Here is a 21,000-nt window from a genome sequence, read left to right as displayed (position 1 = left end):
GGGGCTCACCCATCCGCCTTCGCGACACCGATCGGGCAGGACACTCCAGTCCCGCCGATTCCGCAGTAACCTCCCGGGTTTTTGTCCAGGTACTGCTGGTGGTAGCCCTCTGCCGGGTAGAAGGGGCGGGTTTTCGCGGGGAGGATTTCTGTGGTGATCGTGCGGTGGCCGGACCTTGTGAGGAGCTTCTGGTAGGCCTCGCGGGAGGCGGTCGCCGTCTCGGCCTGGGCCGGGGTGTGGGTGTGGATGGCGGAGCGGTACTGGGTGCCCACGTCGTTGCCCTGGCGGAAACCCTGGGTCGGGTTGTGGGACTCCCAGAAGACCTGGAGGAGCCTCTCGTACGTGATCAGCCCGGGGTCGTGGACCACGCGGACCACCTCGGTGTGGCCGGTCAGGCCGGAGCAGACCTCTTCGTACGCGGGGTGCTCGGTGAAGCCGCCCTGGTAGCCGACCAGCGTCGTGTACACACCCTCCGGGAGCCGCCAGAACGCGCGCTCGGCGCCCCAGAAACAGCCCATGCCGAAATCGGCGATCTCCAGGCCGTCGGGGTAGGGACCCCGCAGCGGCGTACCGAGGACGGTGTGCCGGTCGGGGAGTGTGAAGAACGGTTCGGGGCGGCCGCGCAGCGCCTCCTCGGCGGTCGGGAGCCGAGGCGTACGGCTTTCCGGGAACATGCGCTCTCCACGGGGTGTGAGGACACAGGGCCCGGGCCTCGGGGCCAGAGGCTCGGGGACACCAGGACCCGGGGCACCACGACATGGGGTCACGGTCGCAGGGCGGGCGGGGCGTCGGTCAGTCCAACGCTTGTGCGTGGACGGGCATTCCGCGGGGCGCCCGCTCTCACGTCCCGCCGGCCAGGGGCGCCCCGCGGAATGCCTTCGTCGCTCGCTCAGTGCGACAGCGTCGCCGGGTTTCCGCCGTTCGCCTCGTAGCCCGCCACCGCCAGGGCGCGGTATATCGCGTAGTCCGCGGCCGGATCGTGGGTCAGGGTCCAGGGCAGGGCGCCGACGTGGCCGTCGACGTGCACCAGCTGGTTCATCGCCTCGGACCAGCGCTCGCCGCGGACGAGGAAGAAGACCAGCAGGTGGCGGACGTGGGCGAGCATCGGGTCGTCGGGGCGGGCCGCGTGGACCGCGTACAGCGCGCCGTGGACGGCCTTGGTCACGACCTCGCTCTGGTAGAAGCTGCGGACCAGGTTCACCTCGGGGAGGTGCTCGAAGACCGCGAAGAGCGGCATCGCCGCGAGGAGGGAGCCCTGCGGCGCGCGTGCCGCCGCGGCCTCCGCGAACGCGTACGCCGTCTCCCGCGAGCCGTGCCACTTCTCGCACCAGTAGTGCAGGGCCGCCAGATGCGCGCCCATGTGGGAGGGCGCGCGGTCCAGGATCTTCATCCAGAGCTTCTCGAACTCCGGCTGGGAGTAGGCCAGTCCACGGGCCACCGACAGCTCGACGATGTACGGGACCGGGTCACCGGGGGACAGCAGCGCCGCCTCGCCGCACGCGGCCCGCGCCTCCTCCATGATGATCCGGAAGTCGTCGGTCCCCGGCGTCGACGTCCGCCAGGCCTGCTGCACCAGGAACTCGGCGTGCACCGCCGCACCGCCCGCGTCCTTGGGGGCCTCGGCGCGCCACACCCGCAGCCACTGCCCGCCGGGTGTCTCGCTGACCCCGCCGGGGCGCTGCTGAAGCTCCAGCGACGCGGCTCCCGCGAAGGCCTGGATCCGCTGCCAGCGGGTCTCGCCCTCGATCTCCGTGCCGGCCAGCAGCTGCGAGGCCGCGCGGTAGTCCTGGGTCTGCTGCACCACGTCCAGGACGTTCAGCAGATCCGCGTCCGGGCCCGGCATGCGGATGTCCAGCTCCTCCTGCCGCAGGAACCCGTAGTTCGCCGGGTCCGCGGCGTCCGGGTCCCCGGGCGAGACCAGCTGTACACCGGTGCGCCTGCGCCGGAACACCGGCAGCAGGACCAGGCTGAACAGGGCCAGCGCCATCAGGATCCAGAGAATCTCCATGGCTCAAGCGAACCAGACGGGTCCGACAATTGGCCAACCGGTCCCACAACGGGTCTCGCAACCGCTCCCGTCACGGCCTCGGCATCGGTCTGTCGCCGCTCCCACCACGGCCTCGGCATCGGTCCTGTCATCACTCCCGTTCTCCCGCCACGGCCTCGGCATCGGTCATCCGGAGCGGCCCGCGGCCCGCTCCAGGCAGGGCGGGCCGTCGCCGGAGGGGTGTACGCCGTCATGAGCCCCGGGGGAGCACTACGCTCGGGACTCATGAGCGACAGGCACATCAGTCAGCATTTCGAGACCCTCGCGATCCACGCGGGCAACACCGCGGATCCCCTCACCGGCGCGGTCGTCCCGCCGATCTACCAGGTCTCGACCTACAAGCAGGACGGCGTCGGCGGGCTGCGCGGCGGTTACGAGTACAGCCGCAGCGCCAACCCGACCAGGACCGCCCTGGAGGAGAACCTTGCCGCCCTCGAGGGCGGCCGCCGCGGCCTCGCGTTCGCGTCAGGACTGGCGGCCGAGGACTGCCTGTTGCGTACGCTGCTGAGCCCCGGCGATCACGTGGTCATTCCGAACGACGCGTACGGCGGGACCTTCCGGCTGTTCGCGAAGGTCGTCTCCCGGTGGGGCGTGGAGTGGTCGGTGGCCGACACCAGCGACCCGGATTCGGTGCGGGCCGCCCTCACCCCGAAGACCAAGGCGGTCTGGGTCGAGACGCCCTCCAACCCCCTCCTCGGCATCACGGACATCGCCGCGGTCGCGCAGATCGCGCGCGAGGCGGGCGCCCGTCTCGTCGTCGACAACACCTTCGCGACGCCCTACCTCCAGCAGCCGCTGGCGCTCGGCGCGGACGTCGTCGTGCACTCCCTGACCAAGTACATGGGCGGCCACTCGGACGTCGTGGGCGGTGCGCTGATCGTCGGCGACCAGGAACTCGGTGAGGAGCTGGCGTACCACCAGAACGCGATGGGCGCGGTCGCCGGGCCCTTCGACTCCTGGCTGGTGCTGCGCGGCACCAAGACGCTCTCCGTGCGCATGGACCGGCACAGCGAGAACGCGGGCCGGGTCGCCGAGATGCTCACCCGGCACGCGCGTGTGACGCGTGTTCTGTACCCGGGCCTCCCGGAGCACCCCGGTCACGAGATCGCGGCCAAGCAGATGAAGGCGTTCGGCGGCATGGTCTCGTTCCAGGTCGAGGGCGGCGAGGAGGCGGCCGTCGAGGTCTGCAACCGCGCCAAGGTGTTCACTCTCGGTGAGTCCCTGGGCGGTGTGGAGTCGCTGATCGAGCACCCGGGACGCATGACGCACGCCTCGGTGGCAGGTTCGGCGCTGGAGGTCCCCGCCGACCTCGTCCGCATCTCCGTGGGCATCGAGAACATCGACGACCTGCTCGAGGACCTTCAGCAGGCTCTGGGCTAGGAGCGGGCGATCGTCCGGCCGGAGGGTCACCAGCCCGTCAGCGGTGGAGTCGTCTCGGACGGCGGCTCCACCCAGGGACGGGCCATCGTCGCCCAGACGACGAAGGCGACGGCTGCCGTGCACAGCAGCAGCCACAGCAGCCGCCGGGCCGCCGTCCTGCGGCGCAGCATGCGCCCTCCGCGGCGTACGGCTTCGCCGTACAGGTCGTGCGGCACCGGGGGCGGGGTCTGCTCCAGCATCCGTCGTACGGCCGCTTCGCGCTCCGGCAGGTTCATGACGATGCCACCTCCACCCTGGTGGGCGCCGGGCCGCTCGGCGGGTGCAGCAGCGTCGCCATCGCCCGGGCGCAGATCACCCGGACACGTTCTGTGGGGAGGCCGAGCAGGGCCGCCGTCTGCTCCTCGGCGACCCCCTCGTACAGCCTGAGGACGAGGACCAGCCGTTCCTGGGGGGTGAGGCGGGCCAGGACGCTGTCGGGGGAGGGGCGCAGTCGCCCGAAGCCGCCGTACTGGTGCCAGGCGGTGCGCTGGAAGCGCACCGCCAGTTGCCGGCGGGCGCTGTCGTAGGGGTCCTCACCGTGCAGCCGGTCCCAGGAGGCGTAGGTGTGGGCGAGGGCCAGCGTCAGCAGCTTCCGCGCGCGCGGGTTGGCGTCCCGGGGTTCCGCCGTGAGCAGCGTGGCGGCGTGCAGCAGCCGCCCGGCCGCGCCCGCGACGAATGCCTTGAACTCCCGGGCCCGGCGGACGCCTTGGGAGGCACGCCGTTCTCGCACCACGCCTCCCCCCTGAGGGTGACCTGAGGAAACGGGTCCGCGGCCGCGTGCGACCCGCCGCACCGCGTACGACGAGGACCCGGTCTCATATGAGGCCAGGTGCCGCCTTCCGGTCAAGGGTCCGGCGCACATGCACGCGCGCGTGGAAGGACGCGGAGGGCACGGAGGCCCGAGGTCACCGGGTCCGGCAGACAGTTCCCGCGTGGTTCAGGAGGCGGGCTCGGACTCCGGCGCCGGCATGCCCTGGGCCGCCTGGCGGGCGGAGAGCGCGCTGTTGAAGCGCGTCAGGAGCGCGCAGAACGCCTCGCGCTCCTCCGGCGCCCATTCGTGTGTCAGCTCGGCCATCAACTGACGCCGGGAGGTGCGCACTTCGTCCAGGCGGGACTGGCCGCGCGGGGACAGCTGGAGCACCACGGCGCGTCCGTCCTCGGGGTGCGAGGTGCGCTTGACGAGCCCCGTGTCGACCAGCGGGGCGACCTGCCGGGTGACGGTCGAGGAGTCGATCCCCATGCTTGCCGCGAGCGCCTTGACGCCCATCGGGCCTTCCTTGTCGAGGCGGTTGAGCAGCAGGTACGCGGCACGGTCCATGGAGTTGCGCACCTGCCCCACCCCGCCGAGCCGGGTCTGTTCCGCACGGCGCGCGAAGACCGCGACCTCGTGCTGAAGGGCTTCGAGAAGACCGGTGTCACCGACGGTCGTCATGTCCATCGACATTTCTGGTGTTGTGGGCATGGCCGGGGGCTCAATTCATGCGTGGGGAGCTGGGTTGGGGGACAGGTTACGCGGCCGGGGCGCGGGCCGTACCGGGGCTGCGCAAACCTGGTCTCGGAGCGTGGTCACCACGGGAGTGCGCCCGCGTGAACTGGGAGACTGGTGGTCATGAGCTACAGCACGGCTGACTCCTTTCCCAGCGTGACCCTCGACGACGTACGCGGCGCGCAGAAGATGCTCACGGGTGTGTCGCGGGTGACCGCGATGGAGGGCAGCCGGTACCTGTCCCAGCTGGTGGGCGCACCGGTGCAGTTCAAGTGCGAGAACCTTCAGCGGACCGGATCGTTCAAGCTGCGCGGCGCGTACGTGCGGATCGCGGGCCTGCTTCCGGAGGAGCGCGCCGCGGGTGTCGTCGCCGCGAGCGCCGGCAACCACGCGCAGGGCGTCGCGCTCGCGTCCTCCCTGCTCGGGGTGCGGTCCACCGTGTTCATGCCGACCGGTGCCCCGCTGCCGAAGGTCGCGGCGACCCGTGACTACGGCGCCGAGGTCAGGCTGCACGGGCAGGTGGTCGACGAGACACTGGCCGCCGCGCAGGAGTACGCGGCGAAGACGGGCGCCGTGTTCATCCATCCCTTCGACCACCCCGACGTCATCGCGGGCCAGGGCACGGTCGGCCTGGAGATCCTGGAGCAGTGCCCCGAGGTGCGCACGATCGTCCTGGGGATCGGCGGCGGCGGGCTGGCGGCGGGCGTCGCCCTCGCGGTGAAGTCGCTGCGTCCGGACGTACGGATCATCGGGGTGCAGGCGGAGGGCGCGGCGGCGTACCCGCCCTCGCTGGCGGCCGGACGGCCGGTGGCGATCGAGAACCCGGCCACGATGGCCGACGGCATCAAGGTCGGCCGTCCCGGCGACGTGCCGTTCCGCCTCGTCGAGGAGCTGGTCGACGAGGTCCGTACGGTCTCCGAGAACAACCTCTCCAGCGCGCTGCTGCTGTGCCTGGAGCGCGCCAAACTGGTCGTCGAACCCGCCGGCGCGAGCTCCGTCGCTGCGCTGCTGCGCGCTCCGGGGACCTTCGAGGGCCCGGTGGTGGCGCTGCTGTCGGGTGGGAACGTGGATCCGCTGCTGATGCAGCGCATCCTGCGGCACGGCATGGCGGCGGGTGGCCGCTATCTGGCGGTCACCCTGCGGCTCACCGACCGGCCCGGCGCCCTGGCGACACTTCTCGGGGTGTTGTCAGTGGCGGACGCTAACGTCCTCGATGTGAGCCACGTACGGACCGATCCACGGCTCGGGCTCACGGAGGTGGAGGTCGAACTGCACCTGGAGACGAAGGGGCCCGAGCACTGCGCCGAGGTGACTCTGGCGCTGCGCGAGGCGGGTTACACGGTCATCGGCTGAGGCCGGATCCGCCGTCACGGTCCCGGTCGTCCCGTGTAGGGAAAATCCATTGAACGACGCGATACATCGCGTTAGGGTGTGCGCGTCTCGGTCGGCGCCCGAGTGGGGTCGAACCGGCAAAATATGCTCATTGCGTAAAAAGACCGAAAATCCCCAACGACGTGGAGAACTCTCATGCCGGGCGCCATCTACGCCGAAGGCCTGGTGAAGACCTTCGGTGACGTAAGGGCTCTGGACGGCGTCGACCTCGATGTTCCGGAAGGCACCGTGCTCGGTCTGCTCGGGCCGAACGGCGCGGGCAAGACGACCGCGGTCCGCTGTCTCACCACCTTGCTCCGCCCCGACAGCGGCAAGGCCGTCGTCGCGGGCATCGACGTGCTCAAGGACCCCGACGCGGTACGGCGCAGGGTCGGCCTCTCCGGGCAGTTCGCGGCGGTCGACGAGTATCTGACCGGCCGCGAGAACATTCAGATGGTCGGTCAGCTCTACCAGATGAAGGCGAAGGCCGCGAAGGCCCGCGCGGACGAGCTCCTGGAGCAGTTCAACCTCACCGACGCCGCCGACCGCACCGCGAAGACGTACTCGGGCGGTATGCGCCGGCGCCTCGACCTCGCGGCGGCCCTGGTCGTGTCACCTCCGGTGATGTTCATGGACGAGCCGACGACCGGCCTCGACCCGCGCAACCGCCAGCAGCTGTGGGACGTCATCAAGAAGCTGGTCTCCGGCGGTACGACGCTGCTGCTGACCACCCAGTACCTCGAAGAGGCCGACCACCTCGCGCACGACATCTGTGTGGTCGACCACGGCCGCGTCATCGCCCGTGGCACCGCCGACGAGCTCAAGGCGCAGACCGGCGGCGAGCGCGTCGAGGTCGTCGTGCACGAGCGCGAGCGCATCGAGACCGCATCCGAGGTGCTGCGCGGCTTCGGCAAGGGCGAGACCACGGTCGAGGAGCACACCCGCAAGCTCACCGTGCCTGTCGCCGGCGGCGCGAAGCTCCTCGCGGAGGTGATCCGCGAGCTGGATTCCCGCGGCATCGAGATCGACGACATCGGTCTGCGCCGCCCCACCCTCGACGACGTCTTCCTCTCCCTCACCGGCCACGTGGCGGAGGAGAAGGCCGAGGAGAACGGCCTGCCGGCGGACGGCAAGACCGACAAGCGCAAGAAGGAGGCCACGAAGTGAGCGCCGTCACCGACGCCGTGCATGTAACGGCGCCCTCGAACCCGGTGAGCCAGTCGATCCGGGATTCCCTGGTCATCGCCAAGCGGAACCTGATCAGGATGTCCCGCATCCCCGAGATGGTGATCTTCGGACTGATCCAGCCGATCATGTTCGTGGTGCTGTTCACCTATGTGTTCGGCGGTTCCATGAAGATCGGCGGCAGCACCAGCGCCGACGCCTACACCAACTTCCTGATGGCGGGCATCTTCGCGCAGACGGTCACCTTCGCCACCGCGGGTGCCGGCGCGGGTATCGCCGACGACATGCACAAGGGCCTCATCGACCGCTTCCGCTCGCTGCCCATGGCGCGCGGCGCGGTGCTGACCGGCCGCACCCTGGCCGACCTCGTGCAGACCGCGCTGACCCTGCTGGTCCTCGCGGTGGTCGCCCTGATGGTCGGCTGGCGGGTCGGCTCGTACGGCAGCACCAACGCGTTCCGTGTCCTCGGAGCCTTCGGGCTGCTGCTCCTGCTGGGATACGCGTTCACCTGGATCGGCGCGCTCATCGGCCTGTCCGTGCGGACGCCCGAGGCGGCCACCTCCGGCGGACTGATCTGGCTCTTCCCGGTCACGTTCATCTCGAACGCGTTCGTGGACACCACCAACATGACGCCCTGGCTGCGGCATGTCGCGGACTGGAACCCGTTCAGCGCCACCGTGCAGGCGTGCCGCATCCTGTTCGCCAACCCCGGGGTGTCGCCGTCCGACGCCTGGCCCATGCGGCACTCGATCTGGGCCTCGGTGATCTACTCGGTCCTGATCGTGCTGATCTTCCGGACGCTCGCGGTCCGCAAGTACCGCTCGACGACGGCGTAACGCCGGCACGGACACAGGCACAGACATGACGGTGCCCCCGGCGTGCGGCCGGGGGCACCGTCGTCGTCTCTGGTCCTGGGCTCAGCCCTGGTACGGCACGGCCTTGAGGATCTTCACCGAGGCGAGCTTGCCGTTCGGCAGCTCGTACTGGGCGTCCTCGCCGACCTTCTTGCCGTTCACACCGGAGCCCAGCGGGGACTGCGGAGAGTACGTCTCGATGGCGGAACTCGCGTACTCGCGCGAGCCGAGCAGGAAGTCCAGGGTGTCGTCCTCGTCGCCGTCGAAGGCGATGGTCACGACCATGCCCGGTGCGACCACGCCGTCCGCCGCGGGAGCCTCGCCGACCTTGGCGTTCTCCAGGAGCTGGGTCAGCTGGCGCACACGGAGCTCCTGCTTGCCCTGCTCTTCCTTGGCCGCGTGGTACCCGCCGTTCTCGCGCAGGTCGCCCTCCTCGCGCGCGGCCGCGATCTTGGCGGCGATCTCCGTGCGCGCAGGACCAGACAGGTGATCCAGCTCGGCCCTGAGCTGGTTGTACGCCTCCTGGGTCAGCCAGGTGACGTTCTCGCTGGTCTGGGTCACAGGTGCTCCTCGTAGGTACTGGGAATACAAAGCATCGCCCTACCCTGAAGCATGTTCTCTCACGGGTGGGCGAAACCACGAGCCTAACAATTCAGTGGCTCGGAGGGGAGGACATAAGACATCAGAATTACATCGATGCAGGTCAGTCACTGGTTGCCGGGAGTGATGCCGACCTGTGTCGATGCCGTCGGATGCGGGTGGGCGGTGCCGCTCAGCCCGAGTGACAGCCGAGGAGTTCCGCCGTGGAGCCCCGGGCCGTCGTACGCAGGGTAACCACCTTGTCGACGCGTGAGGAGTCCTGGTCGAAGCGGAAGTCGGCGCGGCCCACCTCGACGCCCTCGGCGCTCTGCGAACGCAGCGTGCAGTAGCCGCTCACGCCCGCGTCCTTGCGTACTTCCAGGTGTGCCTCGACCGCGCTGTCCGAGACCGGCTTGAAGCTGATCACCTGAGCGCTGATCTCGGTCCCGCCGATGTAGTCGTAGCCGAACCAGCCGACCACGGCGATGAGGGCGACGCCCAGGACACCACCGATGATCTTGAGCTTCCGGTCGGCGCGCTCGTCCGCGGAGCGGCCGTACCGGCCCTCGGGCAGCTGCGTGCTCGCCGTGCTCATGATCGTCCTCTCGGCTGAGGTCCGTGAGGGAGGACCCCGGAATTATTCGCCCCCCGATTCCGTCACTATAGAAGCCGCCCACAGCGCTGATTCACGCCGGGCGCCGACAGCCGACCTACTCAGGCGACAGCCGACTGACCGAGGATTGAGTCTTGACTGACCAGCTGCGACTGATGGCCGTGCACGCCCACCCCGACGACGAGTCGAGCAAGGGCGCGGCCACCATGGCGAAGTACGTGTCCGAGGGGGTGGACGTGCTGGTCGTGACCTGCACGGGCGGGGAGCGCGGCTCCATCCTCAATCCCAAGCTTCAGGGCGACAAGTACATCGAGGAGCACATCCACGAGGTACGCAAGAAGGAGATGGACGAGGCCCGCGAGATCCTCGGCGTCGAGCAGGAGTGGCTCGGCTTCGTCGACTCGGGCCTGCCCGAGGGCGACCCGCTGCCGCCGCTCCCCGAGGGCTGCTTCGCCCTGGAGGACATCGACAAGGCGGCCGGTGAGCTGGTCAAGCAGATCCGCTCGTTCCGCCCGCAGGTGATCACCACGTACGACGAGAACGGTGGTTACCCGCACCCCGACCACATCATGACCCACAAGATCTCGATGGTGGCGTTCGAGGGCGCGACGGACACCGAGAAGTACCCGGAGTCCGAGTTCGGACCGGCGTTCCAGCCGCAGAAGCTCTACTACAACCAGGGCTTCAACCGCCCGCGCACCGAGGCGCTGCACAACGCGCTCCTGGACCGCGGCCTGGAGTCGCCGTACGGGGACTGGCTGAAGCGCTGGAGCGAGTTCGAGCGCACCGAGCGCACGCTGACCACGCACGTTCCGTGCGCGGACTTCTTCGAGATCCGTGACAAGGCGCTGATCGCGCACGCCACGCAGATCGACCCCGACGGCGGCTGGTTCAAGGTCCCCATGCACATCCAGCGGGAGGTCTGGCCGACCGAGGAGTACGAGCTCGCGAAGTCCCTCGTCGATACATCCCTCCCCGAGGACGACCTCTTTGCGGGCATCCGCGACAATGCCTGACATGAGCGCAAGCCTGGCACTGACGCACCTCGTCCCCCTCGCCAAGGAGGTCGACGAGAACAAGGTCACCCCCGGCGTCCTCGGCTTCATCGTCTTCGCGGTGATGGCCCTGGCCGTCTGGGGCCTGATGAAGTCCATGAACCGCCACATGGGCAAGGTCACCTTCGAGCAGGACCCCGAGGACAAGGCGGCGGGCTCCGGGGGCGCGGAGCGGACCGGCTCCGGCTCCGGGGGGAAGGCCGCACCCGCGAAGGGCTGACCCCGCACCCGCGGGGTCACCGGCCCCGCGGGACTTTCCGCCGTGGCCGGAGCCCCCGGAAGCGCCAGCCGTGGCGGTCGCCGGCGGGCGCCGCCACGGGCGCTTCAGCCATGGCCGGCCACCGCCGGACCTCCGTCCCGTGGCCGGCGCCCCGGCGTGAGGACCCCCACCAGCCCTCACGCCACCACCTCACGCCACCACCGTCACGCCCATCACATCGCGCGCGTGCCGTCCCGGCACCATGCCCAGGCGCCAGGCCTGCCACCCGGCGTCCAGGTCCACTCCCCGCTCCAGCAGCAGCTGATACGCCTCGATGAAGTCGTCGAGCCTGCCGTCGCGGGTCGAGTGGCCGGTGCGGGAGAGCTGCGACAGTTCCTCCTGGGCCACCGCGGCGCCCACCTCGTAGCCCCCCGGGGCCGCGTACGGGAGCAGGGTGCACCGCAGGAAACGGGCCCAGTCCTCCCCGCGATGGTCGCCGTACGAGGCGAACAGCCCGGCGGCCTCGTCGCACAGGGACAGAGCCTGCTGGGTACGGGCGTTTCCCGCGTCGACGACGGCGAGCTCCAGGCACGTCCACGCCTCGCCGTGGGCCACCCCGATGCGCTGGAAGTCCGCGCGCGCGTCCACGAGGAGCTGACGGGCGAAGCCCGAATTCCTCAGCGAGCCCGTCTGCGCGGCGCGCTGGTCGCGGGTCACGCGGGCCGAGTGGTGGCGGGCACAGGCCAGGCCGTAGACGTCCCGCATACGGGAGAACATCGTCCGGGAGCGCTCCAGCTCGCGCACCGCCTGGTTCAGATCGCCGGTCTCCTCCAGGGCCTGCCCCAGGTAGTAGACCGTCCAGGCCTCGCCGCGCGCGTCCTCGTTCTCGCGGTGACGGGAGGACGCCTGGCGCAGCCCGTCGACCGCGGAGGACGGATCGCCCTCGACGAGCCGGGCGCGGGCCAGCTGGGTGAGCGCCCACGCCTCGCCCCGGGCGTCGCGCGTACGGCCGTACAGGTCGAGTGCCTCGCGCAGCTCACGCTCGGCGCGCGGCACGTCGCCCATCCGCAGGCCCAGCTGACCGAGCTGGAAGTGGGCCCAGGCCTCGCCGTGCACCGACTCGCTCTCGCGGTGCAGGACCAGCGACCGGGTGAGGAGGTCGAGGGCCTGGCCGAGCCGGGACCTGTCGCGCTCGACCGCCGCGAGCGCGTGCATCGTCCAGGCACGGTCGGCCGCCAGCTCGGGAGATGCCTGGAGGTCCATCGCCTCCTGGAGCTTGGCCGCGGCCTCGACGAGGTTGCCCTGATGGTGCAGCGTGATGCCGAGGGAGCAGAGCGCCCTGGCCGCCCCCGCGTCGTGATGGGCCTCGAAATACAGGTCCACCACCGAGGCCAGGGTCGTCCGCGCCTTGTCCAGCTCGCCCAGCTGGCGGGCCGCGATGCCGGTACGCCACTGCACCGAGCGGACAAGAAGGCCCTGGTCGACGGCCTGCGTCAACTCGCTGATCTCGCCCAGGCGGTAGAGGTCCCCGCGCAGCAGGCAGTAGTCGCACAGAGCGCCCAGCAGGTGCAGTACCGCCGCCTGGTTCACCCCCTCCGCGTGCCGCAGAGCCGCGGTGATGAAGCTCGACTCGTCATCCAGCCAGCGGAGCGCGGCGTCGAGGGAGGTGAAGCCGTGCGGCCCGAACTGGTCGGCGCGGGTCGACGTTTTGCCGTCCACCAGACGGATCACCGAGTCGGCGAGCTCCGCGTAGTTCACGATCAGGCGTTCCTGCGCCGCCGTGCGCTCCGAGGGCTCCTCCTCGTCGAGGAGGCGTGCCGCGGCGAAGGCCCGCACGAGATCGTGCAGGCGGTAGCGGCTGCCGCGCACGTGGTCGATCAGGCCCGCCCGGGAGAGCGCGGTCAGATGACGGACGGCCTCGGGCTCGTCCGTCGCGAGCAGCGACGCCGCCGCGGCCGCGCCCAGCGAGGCACGGCCGGCCAGGGCCAGCCGGCGCAGCAGCCGGCGTGCCATGTCCGACTGGTCCGTGTAGCGCAGCCACAGCACCCGCTCCACGGGTTCCACCGGGCCGTACGCCGCGAGGTCGGTGGCCAGCTGACGGGGGGTGCGGGGGCCGAGCGAGGAGCCCGCGACGCGCAGGGCCAGCGGCAGGCCGCCGCACAACTCCCGCACCTGGTCGGTGGATTCGGCGTCGTACGGGCCGGACGCGTCCTGCGCCGCCGCGGTCAGCAGCTCCTCGGAGCCCGCCGGGTCCAGCGCCTCGACAGGGAGCTGGTGCACCCAGGCGGCGAGTTCGGCGGGCAGTTCGAGGGGCTTGCGCGCGGTGACCAGGACCAGGCTCTCCGAGCGCTCGGGGACCAGGGTGCGCACCTGCTCGACGTCGCTCGCGTCGTCCAGCACGATCGTCACCGGCAAGCCCGTCAGATGCTGGTGATACAGCTCGCTCAGCCGTCTGACCTGCTGGTCCTGCGAGGATCGCTCGCGGAAGAGAAGCTGTTCGCGGGGGGCGCCGAGCCGGTTCAGCAGGTGGAGCAGCGCGTCACGGGTGGTGAGCGGCGAGTCGTCCGGGCTGTCGCCGCGCAGGTCCACCACGCACGCGCCGCGGAACTGGTCCTTGAGCGCGTGCGCCGCCCGGACCGCGAGCGAGCTGCGGCCGGAGCCGGGCGCGCCGTGCAGCACCACGACCGTCGGCTTCGTCTCCGTGCTCGCCCGAGCCGCGTGGACCCACTGCGCGACCCGCGACAGCTCGGCTCTCCTTCCGGTGAACGGGCCGTCCGGCTCAGGCAGTTGACCGAACGACTGCTCAAGGACGCTGCGCCGACGGGCCGCCGCGCTCTTGTCGGTACGCCGCAGCTGGGGCGCACCCTTCTTGGCCCCGGTGGAGGCGTTGAGGACGCGCTGCTGGTCGAGGAACGGACGGATGCCCCGTACCTCCAGGGCCGTCAGCCACTGCAGACGCAGTTGCTCGGGACCGCCGGGCTGCCCCAGGGCGCCGGCCCGGCGGCTCGCGGCGGGCACGTGCGAGGCCGTCACCTTCAGGACGGTGGCCGCGGCGCCCGCCACGGCCACCGTCGCGCCGGTGCCGACGGCCGTGCCCGCGCCGGTGCCGAGGGCCAGGTCGGCGACGACGGCGGCGAGCGCGCCAACGGCTGCCACCAGCAGGGGAGTTCCGGCCCCCTCGCGCGCATACCGCTGCCCGAAGGTCTGCCGGCCCTCTTCCGACTCGTCCAGGGCGCGGGTGTACGCCGTGTACTCCTCGGCGGCCGTCTCCGCCATCGCGTCGAGCGCGGCCCGCGCCCGCGACAGCACCACGCCGCCGTCCACGCGCCCTCCGGAGCGGCGCACCTCCTCCTCGACGGCCCGGGCCAACAGCCGCTCGGCCTCCGCCCGATGGCTGTCCCGCATGTCAGGTCCCCCTCCGGCAGCAACTCCCTGGCCTATGAGTGTCCTTCGGGGAGGACGCGAACGCGAGAGGGCCGACGATCAATCCCGCCGGGGCTCACACGCGACGGACCCGGCGGGCCGCTCCCCGCCGGGAGACCCGCGGGCTCCCGGGCCGCTCGACGCACTCCCGCCCCCGCGGACGAGCGGAGCCTCCGCCGGCGCCCCGCGGGAGGACCGCGTCCCGCTCGACCGTACGGCCACCCTCGTGAAGATGCCCCGAGGGGGCACGCCCGGCGCTCTGCGCTTCTCCGCCGTCCCGGACGCCGTGGGAGAGTGGAAAGGTGAACCGACTGGCCCATGAGACGTCCCCGTACCTGCTCCAGCACGCCGACAACCCCGTCCACTGGTGGCCCTGGTCGGCCGAGGCCTTCGACGAGGCCCGTGCGAGCAACCGGCCCGTTCTGCTGAGCGTCGGGTACAGCAGTTGCCACTGGTGCCATGTCATGGCCCACGAATCCTTCGAGGACGACGCGACAGCCGCGTATCTGAACGAGCACTTCGTCAGCATCAAGGTCGACCGGGAGGAACGGCCCGACGTCGACGCCGTCTACATGGAGGCGGTCCAGGCGGCCACCGGTCAGGGTGGCTGGCCGATGACCGTGTTCCTCACCCCCGACGCCGAGCCCTTCTACTTCGGCACCTACTTCCCGCCCGAGCCCCGTCACGGCATGCCGTCCTTCCGGCAGGTGCTGGAGGGGGTGTCCGGCGCCTGGACCGACCGGCGGGACGAGGTGGCCGAGGTCGCGGGGAAGATCACGCGGGATCTCGCCGAGCGGGAGATCTCCTTCGGGGACAGCCAGGTGCCGGGCGAGGAGGAGCTGGCCGGAGCACTGCTCGGACTCACCCGTGAGTACGACGCCGCGCACGGCGGATTCGGCGGGGCGCCCAAGTTCCCGCCGTCCATGGTGATCGAGTTCCTGCTGCGCCACCACGCGCGGACCGGCTCCGAGGGCGCTCTGCAGATGGCTGTCGACACCTGCGAGCGGATGGCGCGCGGCGGCCTCTACGACCAGCTCGGCGGCGGTTTCGCCCGGTACTCCGTCGACCGTGAGTTCGTCGTACCCCACTTCGAAAAAATGCTCTACGACAACGCCCTCCTCTGCCGCGTCTACGCCCACCTCTGGCGTTCCACCGGATCCGAGCTCGGCCGGCGGGTCGCTCTGGAGACCGCCGACTTCATGGTGCGCGAACTCCGGACCAACGAGGGCGGGTTCGCCTCCGCCCTCGACGCGGACAGTGACGACGGCACCGGCCGGCATGTCGAGGGCGCGTACTACGTGTGGACACCCGCGCAGTTGCGTGAGGTGCTCGGGGACGCGGACGCCGAACTCGCGGTCCAGTACTTCGGGGTCACCGAGGAGGGCACCTTCGAGGAAGGGGCCTCCGTACTCCAACTTCCCCGGCAGGAAGAGGTGTTCGACGCGGCGCAGGTCACCTCCCTGCGGGAGCGGCTGCTCGCGGTGCGGGCCGGGCGGCCTGCCCCAGGACGCGACGACAAGGTGGTCGCCGCCTGGAACGGCCTCGCGGTGGCCGCTCTCGCGGAGACCGGCGCCTACTTCGACCGCCCCGACCTGGTGGAGGCCGCGATCGGCGCCGCCGACCTCCTCGTACGGCTGCACATGGACGACCGGGCGCGGCTGGCCCGTACCAGCAAGGACGGCCGGGTCGGCGCCCATGCCGGGGTGCTGGAGGACTACGCGGACGTCGCCGAGGGCTTCCTCGCGCTGACCTCCGTCACCGGGGAAGGAGTCTGGCTGGAATTCGCCGGGTTCCTGCTCGACCATGTCCTGGCGCAGTTCACGGACGCCGAGTCGGGTGCGCTGTACGACACGGCGGCCGACGCCGAACGGTTGATCCGCCGTCCGCAGGACCCCACCGACAACGCCACGCCCTCGGGATGGAGCGCGGCGGCCGGAGCGCTGCTGTCGTACTCCGCGCAGACCGGTGCGGAGCCCCATCGCACCGCCGCAGAAACGGCGTTGGGTGTCGTGAAGGCGCTGGGGCCGCGGGCGCCCCGCTTCATCGGGTGGGGGCTCGCGGTGGCCGAGGCGCTGCTCGACGGTCCGCGGGAGGTCGCGGTGGTGGGAGAGGGGGCCGACCCGGCGACAAGGGCCCTGCGGCGGGCGGCACTTCTGGGGACCGCGCCGGGTGCCGTCGTGGCGGTGGGGGTGCCGGAGAGTGACGAGCTCCCGCTGCTTTCCGGCCGACCTCTGGTGGACGGCAAGCCGGCCGCGTACGTCTGCCGTAACTTCGCGTGTGACGCCCCGACGACCGATCCTGACCGACTTCGCACGGCTCTGAACGGCCGAAACGTGTGACCCTCAACCGGCCCAAACGCCCCTAGCGTGCCGATTGTCCAGGAAGCCGACCGAGCGTGATGAAACACGCTCTTCACCAGGACAACCCGTGTGCTTCACAGTTCACCCATAGCCTCTGGACGGTGCCGCGGCAGCAGTGACGCGCTGTCGCGACTGGGGGTTTTTGGTGATCTGGGGGGATCCGTTGCTCACGTCTGTCTTCATCGCTGCCGTTTCACTGGCGCTCTTCTGGATGGCGGCCTTCACCTTGTGGTGGCAGATGCACGCGTGGCGTACGCCCGAAGTGCTCGCTTCCACCCGCTTCAGCCGTCCGGACGGGGGTGAGAGCCTGTCCTTCTCGCTGCTGCTGCCCGCGCGGCACGAGCAGGCGGTGCTCGACCACACCATCCAGCGACTGCTGGAATCCAGCCACACCGACTTCGAGATCATCGTGATCGTGGGGCACGACGACCCGGAGACCACCGCGGTGGCCCGGAGTGCGGAGGCGCGCGATCCACGTGTGCGTGTCGTCGTCGACCATCACGAGAAGAAGAACAAGCCGAAGGCCATGAACACGGCCCTGCCGCACTGCCGCGGCGATGTGGTCGGGGTCTTCGACGCCGAGGACCAGGTGCATCCGGAGCTGCTCGCCCACGTCGACCACGCGTTCCGCACGACACGGGCGGACGTCGTCCAGGGCGGGGTGCAGCTCATCAACTTCCACTCCAGCTGGTACAGCCTGCGCAACTGCCTGGAGTACTTCTTCTGGTTCCGCTCGCGCCTCCATCTGCATGCGCAGAAAGGGTTCATCCCGCTCGGCGGCAACACCGTCTTCGTACGGACGACGGTCCTGCGGGAGGCCGACGGCTGGGACCCCGACTGTCTCGCGGAGGACTGCGACCTGGGCGTCCGGCTGTCCAGTGTCGGCAAGAAGGTCGTCGTCGCGTACGACTCCGACATGGTGACCAAGGAGGAGACGCCCGGCTCCCTGATGTCGCTGCTCAAGCAGCGCACCCGGTGGAACCAGGGCTTCCTGCAGGTCTACCGCAAGCGCGACTGGAAGCAACTGCCGGGATTCGGGCAGCGGTTGCTCGCCCGCTACACGCTGATGACGCCGTACCTCCAGGCGATCTCAGGTGTGATCATCCCGCTCAACGTGGCGGTCGCGCTCCTCCTCGACGTGCCCGTCGGGATCGCCTTCATCACGTTCCTGCCGGCCGTGACCGCTCTGGTCACCTTCGTCTTCGAACTCGTCGGACTGCACGACTTCGGTAAGCAGTACGGGCTTCGCGTCCGCTTCGTGCACTACCTGAAGCTCATCGTCGGCGGTCCCTTCTATCAGGTGCTGCTCGCGGGTGCCGCCGTGCGCGCCGTCTGGCGCGAGCAACGGGGGCGCAACGACTGGGAGTTGACCAGTCATGTCGGTGCGCATCTCACCGAAGTGATCCGAGAGGACGTTCCTGCGTGACCTCCACCCTTCCCGCGGCGACCACACCCACGGTCCCCGCGCAGCGGCCTCCTGCGCCCAAAATCGTCCCGGCGTCCCTTCGTGACCCGCGTTTTCGCAGCTCGCGCTCCGATCTGATCCTGTGCGCGGTGCTGCTCGCGGCGATCCTCGTCGTGCAGGGCTGGAACATCGCCGCCTACCCGACCCTCAGCGACGACGAGGGCACCTACCTCGCCCAGGCCTGGGCCGTCCAGCAGGGCAAGGGCCTGGCCCACTACACGTACTGGTACGACCACCCGCCGCTCGGCTGGATCCAGATCGCCCTGCTGACCTGGATTCCCGCGCACATCAGCCCGTCGCTGATGACCGTCGGCTCGATGCGCTTCGCGATGCTCGTGGTCAGCGCGGTGAGCGCGGTCCTGCTGTACGTCCTCGCGCGCCGTCTGTCGCTGCCGCGGTGGGCGGCCGGCCTCGCGATGGTCCTCTTCGGGCTCTCCCCGCTCTCGGTCGTGCTCCAGCGGGAGATCTTCCTCGACAACATCGCGGTCATGTGGACATTGCTCGCGTTCTGCCTGGCCGCCTCGCCGAGCCGTCATCTCTGGCACCACTTCGGAGCGGGCCTCGCGGCCGCCACCGCGGTGCTGACCAAGGAGACGATGCTGGTCATCCTGCCCGCGCTGTTCATCACGATGTGGCGGCACAGCCACCGTGACACCCGCAAGTTCGCACTGACCGGCGCCGTCACCGCGTGCGTCCTGATCGGCACCGCGTACCCGCTCTTCGCCCTGCTGAAGGGCGAGTTGTTCCCGGGGGGCGGACACGTCTCGCTCTGGGAGGGCATCACCTACCAGATGAGCCGCCCCGGCTCCGGGTTCATCCTGGAGCGAGGTACCGGCTCGTACGGCGTCCTGCAGTCCTGGCTGTACTACGACCGTGTCCTGCCGCTCGGCGGACTCGCGGGCGCGCTGCTCCTCCTGGTCACCTTCCGCTGGTCGGTGACCGCGCGCGCCCTGGCCGGACCCGCGCTCACCGTGGCGATCCTCGCCCTGGTGGCCCTGCGCCCGAACGGCTACCTGCCCGCGATGTACGTCATCCAGGCACTTCCCTTCCTCGCCCTCGTCCTCGCCGGAGGCACCGCGAGCGTCGCCCACGCGGTGCTGCGCAGACGGCGCACCGCCGAGGAGAAGACGTACGTGACGTGGGGGCGCCGCGGGCTGGCGGCGGTGCTCGTGGTGGCCGCCGGTGCCTATGTCGTGCCCCGCTGGTACGACGGTGATCGCACGGCCGTGACCGCCGACGCCAACGCCCCCTACCGGGCGGCCTCTTCATGGCTGAGGACCGAGGTGAGGAACCCGGAGGACACCCGGGTCCTGGTCGACGACGCGCTCTGGCTCGACCTCGTGCACGACGGCTACCGGCCGGGCCTCGGCGCCATCTGGTTCTACAAGGCCGACCTCGACCCCGCGGTCACCAGGACGATGCCGCACGGCTGGAAGGACCTCGACTACGTGGTCGCCTCCCCGACGGTACGGCGCGACGCGGTCGACCTGCCCACGGTGAAGGCCGCGATCGAGCACTCCACGGCGGTCGCCACCTTCGGCAGGGGCGAGGACCGCATCGAGATCCGGCGGATCGACGACAGCAACGAGACCACCACCACGGCCCGTTCCGGAGGCAGTCGATGAGCAGCTTCGAGAGCACTGTCCCGGGCGAACTGGGCGACCCGGCGGTACGCGCCGCCGAGGTCGCGGAACCCGGTGCCGTCACCATCGTCGTACCGACCTTCAACGAGTCGGCGAACATACGGCAGTTGCTGCGCCAGATCGCCGAGTCGGTGCCGGCCCGACTGCCCTGCGAGGTGCTCTTCGTGGACGACTCCACGGACGACACCCCCGAGGTGATTCTCCAGGCCGCGCAGGACTGCCCGTTCCCGGTGACCCTGCTGCACCGCGACGTGCCCGAGGGCGGCCTCGGCGGCGCGGTCGTCGAGGGACTCAAGGCGGCGAGCTCCCAGTGGATCGTCGTCATGGACGGGGACTGCCAGCATCCGGCGTCCCTGATACCGGAGTTGGTGGCCTCCGGTGAGCGGGCGAACGCGGGCCTGGTGGTCGCCAGCCGCTACATCAAGGGCGGCAGCAGGGAAGGACTCGCGGGCGGCTACCGCATCGCCGTGTCGCGGGGTGCGACCTGGCTGACCAAGACGCTCTTCCCGCGCAAGCTGCGCGGCATCAGCGACCCGATGAGCGGATTCTTCGCGATCCGCCGCAGCGCGGTCACCGCCGAGGTCCTGCAGCCGCTCGGCTACAAGATCCTTCTCGAACTGGCCGTGCGCAGCCGCCCCCGCCAGGTCACCGAGGTGCCCTTCGTCTTCCAGGACCGGTTCGCGGGCGAGTCCAAGTCGAGCGCCCAGGAGGGCTTCCGGTTCCTGCGCCACCTCGTCGGGCTGCGCACCGCCTCGCCGGTCGCCCGCATGGTGGTCTTCGGGCTGATCGGCGCCACCGGCTTCGTGCCGAACCTGCTCGGCCTGTACGCGCTCACCGCCGCCGGAGTGCACTACGTTCCGGCGGAGATCCTGGCCAACCAGCTGGGCGTGGCCTGGAACTTCCTGCTCATCGAGCATCTGCTGTTCCGCGAGCGCCGCAAGCACCGCAACCGGTGGGACCGCCTGGGCCGGTTCGCGCTGCTCGCCAACGCCGATCTGGTGCTGCGCATCCCGCTGATCGCGCTCTTCGTCCACCGCTTCGGCATGAGCGCCCTGTCCGCCACGGCGCTGGCTCTGGTGACGACCTTCGTTCTGCGCTTCGTCGGGACCGAAGCGCTGGTCTATCTGCCGCGCCGCAGCAGCCCGAGCGGACGCGGGAGCCGCGGCCGCGAACGCACAGCAAGGAGAACCGCGTGAAATTCCGGGTGAGACCACGTCGGAGAACCGCACTGCTGGCCGTGACGGGCCTCGCGGCCGGGCTGCTGCTCGTGTCACCGCAGCCCGCGTCGGCCGCCAACCTCG

18 protein-coding genes are annotated in these 21,000 nt (G+C 70.5%); 10 read left to right on the top strand and 8 right to left on the bottom strand.

What is annotated here, in order from left to right; translation table 11 throughout:
• Positions 1-5 precede the first annotated feature (5 nt).
• A complete protein-coding gene (gene msrA, locus ACWD68_RS21060; protein WP_451807943.1) occupies positions 6-674 on the bottom strand; it encodes a peptide-methionine (S)-S-oxide reductase MsrA in 669 nt (222 codons plus the stop codon).
• A gap of 215 nt (positions 675-889) precedes the next feature.
• Positions 890-2,008: a hypothetical protein gene (locus ACWD68_RS21055; protein ID WP_451807942.1), complete on the bottom strand. Its 1,119-nt coding sequence runs from the start codon at positions 2,006-2,008 to the stop codon at positions 890-892.
• A gap of 264 nt (positions 2,009-2,272) precedes the next feature.
• Between ACWD68_RS21055 and ACWD68_RS21050 the strand changes: the two genes are divergently transcribed.
• Positions 2,273-3,427 carry a cystathionine gamma-synthase gene (locus tag ACWD68_RS21050; RefSeq protein ID WP_451807941.1) on the top strand — a complete coding sequence of 385 codons (1,155 nt, stop codon included), beginning with the start codon at positions 2,273-2,275 and terminating at the stop codon, positions 3,425-3,427.
• A gap of 26 nt (positions 3,428-3,453) precedes the next feature.
• On the opposite strand, the gene ACWD68_RS21045 is transcribed toward ACWD68_RS21050, so the two are convergent.
• The 3 genes from ACWD68_RS21045 to ACWD68_RS21035 all read right to left on the bottom strand — a co-directional run bounded on the left by ACWD68_RS21045 (position 3,454) and on the right by ACWD68_RS21035 (position 4,910).
• On the bottom strand, positions 3,454-3,702 hold the full coding sequence (locus ACWD68_RS21045; protein ID WP_451807940.1) for a hypothetical protein: 249 nt from the start codon (positions 3,700-3,702) through the stop codon (positions 3,454-3,456).
• Positions 3,699-4,196, bottom strand: coding sequence for a sigma factor-like helix-turn-helix DNA-binding protein (locus tag ACWD68_RS21040; protein WP_451807939.1), 498 nt, complete (start codon positions 4,194-4,196; stop codon positions 3,699-3,701). Before ACWD68_RS21040 ends, ACWD68_RS21045 begins: the two co-directional genes overlap by 4 nt.
• Before the next feature lie 207 nt (positions 4,197-4,403).
• Positions 4,404-4,910 carry a MarR family winged helix-turn-helix transcriptional regulator gene (locus ACWD68_RS21035; RefSeq protein ID WP_266848293.1) on the bottom strand — a complete coding sequence of 169 codons (507 nt, stop codon included), beginning with the start codon at positions 4,908-4,910 and terminating at the stop codon, positions 4,404-4,406.
• A gap of 165 nt (positions 4,911-5,075) precedes the next feature.
• On the opposite strand from ACWD68_RS21035, the gene ilvA reads away from it, so the two are divergent.
• The 3 genes from ilvA to ACWD68_RS21020 all read left to right on the top strand — a co-directional run bounded on the left by ilvA (position 5,076) and on the right by ACWD68_RS21020 (position 8,344).
• The gene (gene ilvA, locus ACWD68_RS21030) at positions 5,076-6,305 is read left to right on the top strand and encodes a threonine ammonia-lyase (protein WP_451807938.1); all 1,230 of its coding nucleotides are present in this window, start codon (positions 5,076-5,078) and stop codon (positions 6,303-6,305) included.
• Between the two features lie 174 nt (positions 6,306-6,479).
• Positions 6,480-7,490 carry an ATP-binding cassette domain-containing protein gene (locus tag ACWD68_RS21025; RefSeq protein WP_451807937.1) on the top strand — a complete coding sequence of 337 codons (1,011 nt, stop codon included), beginning with the start codon at positions 6,480-6,482 and terminating at the stop codon, positions 7,488-7,490.
• The gene (locus tag ACWD68_RS21020) at positions 7,487-8,344 is read left to right on the top strand and encodes an ABC transporter permease (protein WP_451807936.1); all 858 of its coding nucleotides are present in this window, start codon (positions 7,487-7,489) and stop codon (positions 8,342-8,344) included. The genes ACWD68_RS21025 and ACWD68_RS21020 overlap by 4 nt, the downstream gene beginning before the upstream one ends.
• An 81-nt stretch (positions 8,345-8,425) precedes the next feature.
• Here the strand turns inward: ACWD68_RS21020 and greA are convergent, their stop codons facing one another.
• Both greA and ACWD68_RS21010 read right to left on the bottom strand, forming a co-directional pair.
• Positions 8,426-8,923 (bottom strand): transcription elongation factor GreA, encoded by a 498-nt coding sequence (greA, locus tag ACWD68_RS21015; RefSeq protein WP_451807935.1) that lies wholly within the window; start codon positions 8,921-8,923, stop codon positions 8,426-8,428.
• 211 nt (positions 8,924-9,134) lie between these two features.
• Entirely contained in the window at positions 9,135-9,536 is a 402-nt protein-coding gene (locus ACWD68_RS21010; protein WP_451807934.1) for a DUF4307 domain-containing protein, read from the bottom strand.
• A 152-nt stretch (positions 9,537-9,688) separates the two neighbouring features.
• Between ACWD68_RS21010 and mca the strand changes: the two genes are divergently transcribed.
• The gene (gene mca / locus ACWD68_RS21005; protein ID WP_451807933.1) at positions 9,689-10,570 is read left to right on the top strand and encodes a mycothiol conjugate amidase Mca; all 882 of its coding nucleotides are present in this window, start codon (positions 9,689-9,691) and stop codon (positions 10,568-10,570) included.
• On the top strand, positions 10,563-10,829 hold the full coding sequence (locus ACWD68_RS21000) for a hypothetical protein (protein ID WP_451807932.1): 267 nt from the start codon (positions 10,563-10,565) through the stop codon (positions 10,827-10,829). The genes mca and ACWD68_RS21000 overlap by 8 nt, the downstream gene beginning before the upstream one ends.
• Positions 10,830-11,018: 189 nt before the next feature.
• On the opposite strand, the gene ACWD68_RS20995 is transcribed toward ACWD68_RS21000, so the two are convergent.
• A complete protein-coding gene (locus ACWD68_RS20995; protein ID WP_451807931.1) occupies positions 11,019-14,213 on the bottom strand; it encodes a tetratricopeptide repeat protein in 3,195 nt (1,064 codons plus the stop codon).
• Positions 14,214-14,533: 320 nt separating this feature from the next.
• On the opposite strand from ACWD68_RS20995, the gene ACWD68_RS20990 reads away from it, so the two are divergent.
• The 4 genes from ACWD68_RS20990 (at position 14,534) to ACWD68_RS20975 (ending at position 20,895) form a co-directional block, all read left to right on the top strand.
• The gene (locus ACWD68_RS20990) at positions 14,534-16,570 is read left to right on the top strand and encodes a thioredoxin domain-containing protein (protein ID WP_451807930.1); all 2,037 of its coding nucleotides are present in this window, start codon (positions 14,534-14,536) and stop codon (positions 16,568-16,570) included.
• Between the two features lie 184 nt (positions 16,571-16,754).
• On the top strand, positions 16,755-18,017 hold the full coding sequence (locus tag ACWD68_RS20985) for a glycosyltransferase (protein ID WP_451807929.1): 1,263 nt from the start codon (positions 16,755-16,757) through the stop codon (positions 18,015-18,017).
• On the top strand, positions 18,014-19,681 hold the full coding sequence (locus tag ACWD68_RS20980; protein WP_451807928.1) for an ArnT family glycosyltransferase: 1,668 nt from the start codon (positions 18,014-18,016) through the stop codon (positions 19,679-19,681). Before ACWD68_RS20985 ends, ACWD68_RS20980 begins: the two co-directional genes overlap by 4 nt.
• Positions 19,678-20,895 carry a glycosyltransferase gene (locus ACWD68_RS20975; RefSeq protein ID WP_451807927.1) on the top strand — a complete coding sequence of 406 codons (1,218 nt, stop codon included), beginning with the start codon at positions 19,678-19,680 and terminating at the stop codon, positions 20,893-20,895. The genes ACWD68_RS20980 and ACWD68_RS20975 overlap by 4 nt, the downstream gene beginning before the upstream one ends.
• Positions 20,896-21,000 lie beyond the last annotated feature (105 nt).

The organism is Streptomyces sp. NPDC005141, assembly GCF_053599975.1.
The sequence above is the reverse complement of the archived record's forward strand: the minus strand, read 5'-3'. Positions and strand labels throughout refer to the sequence as shown.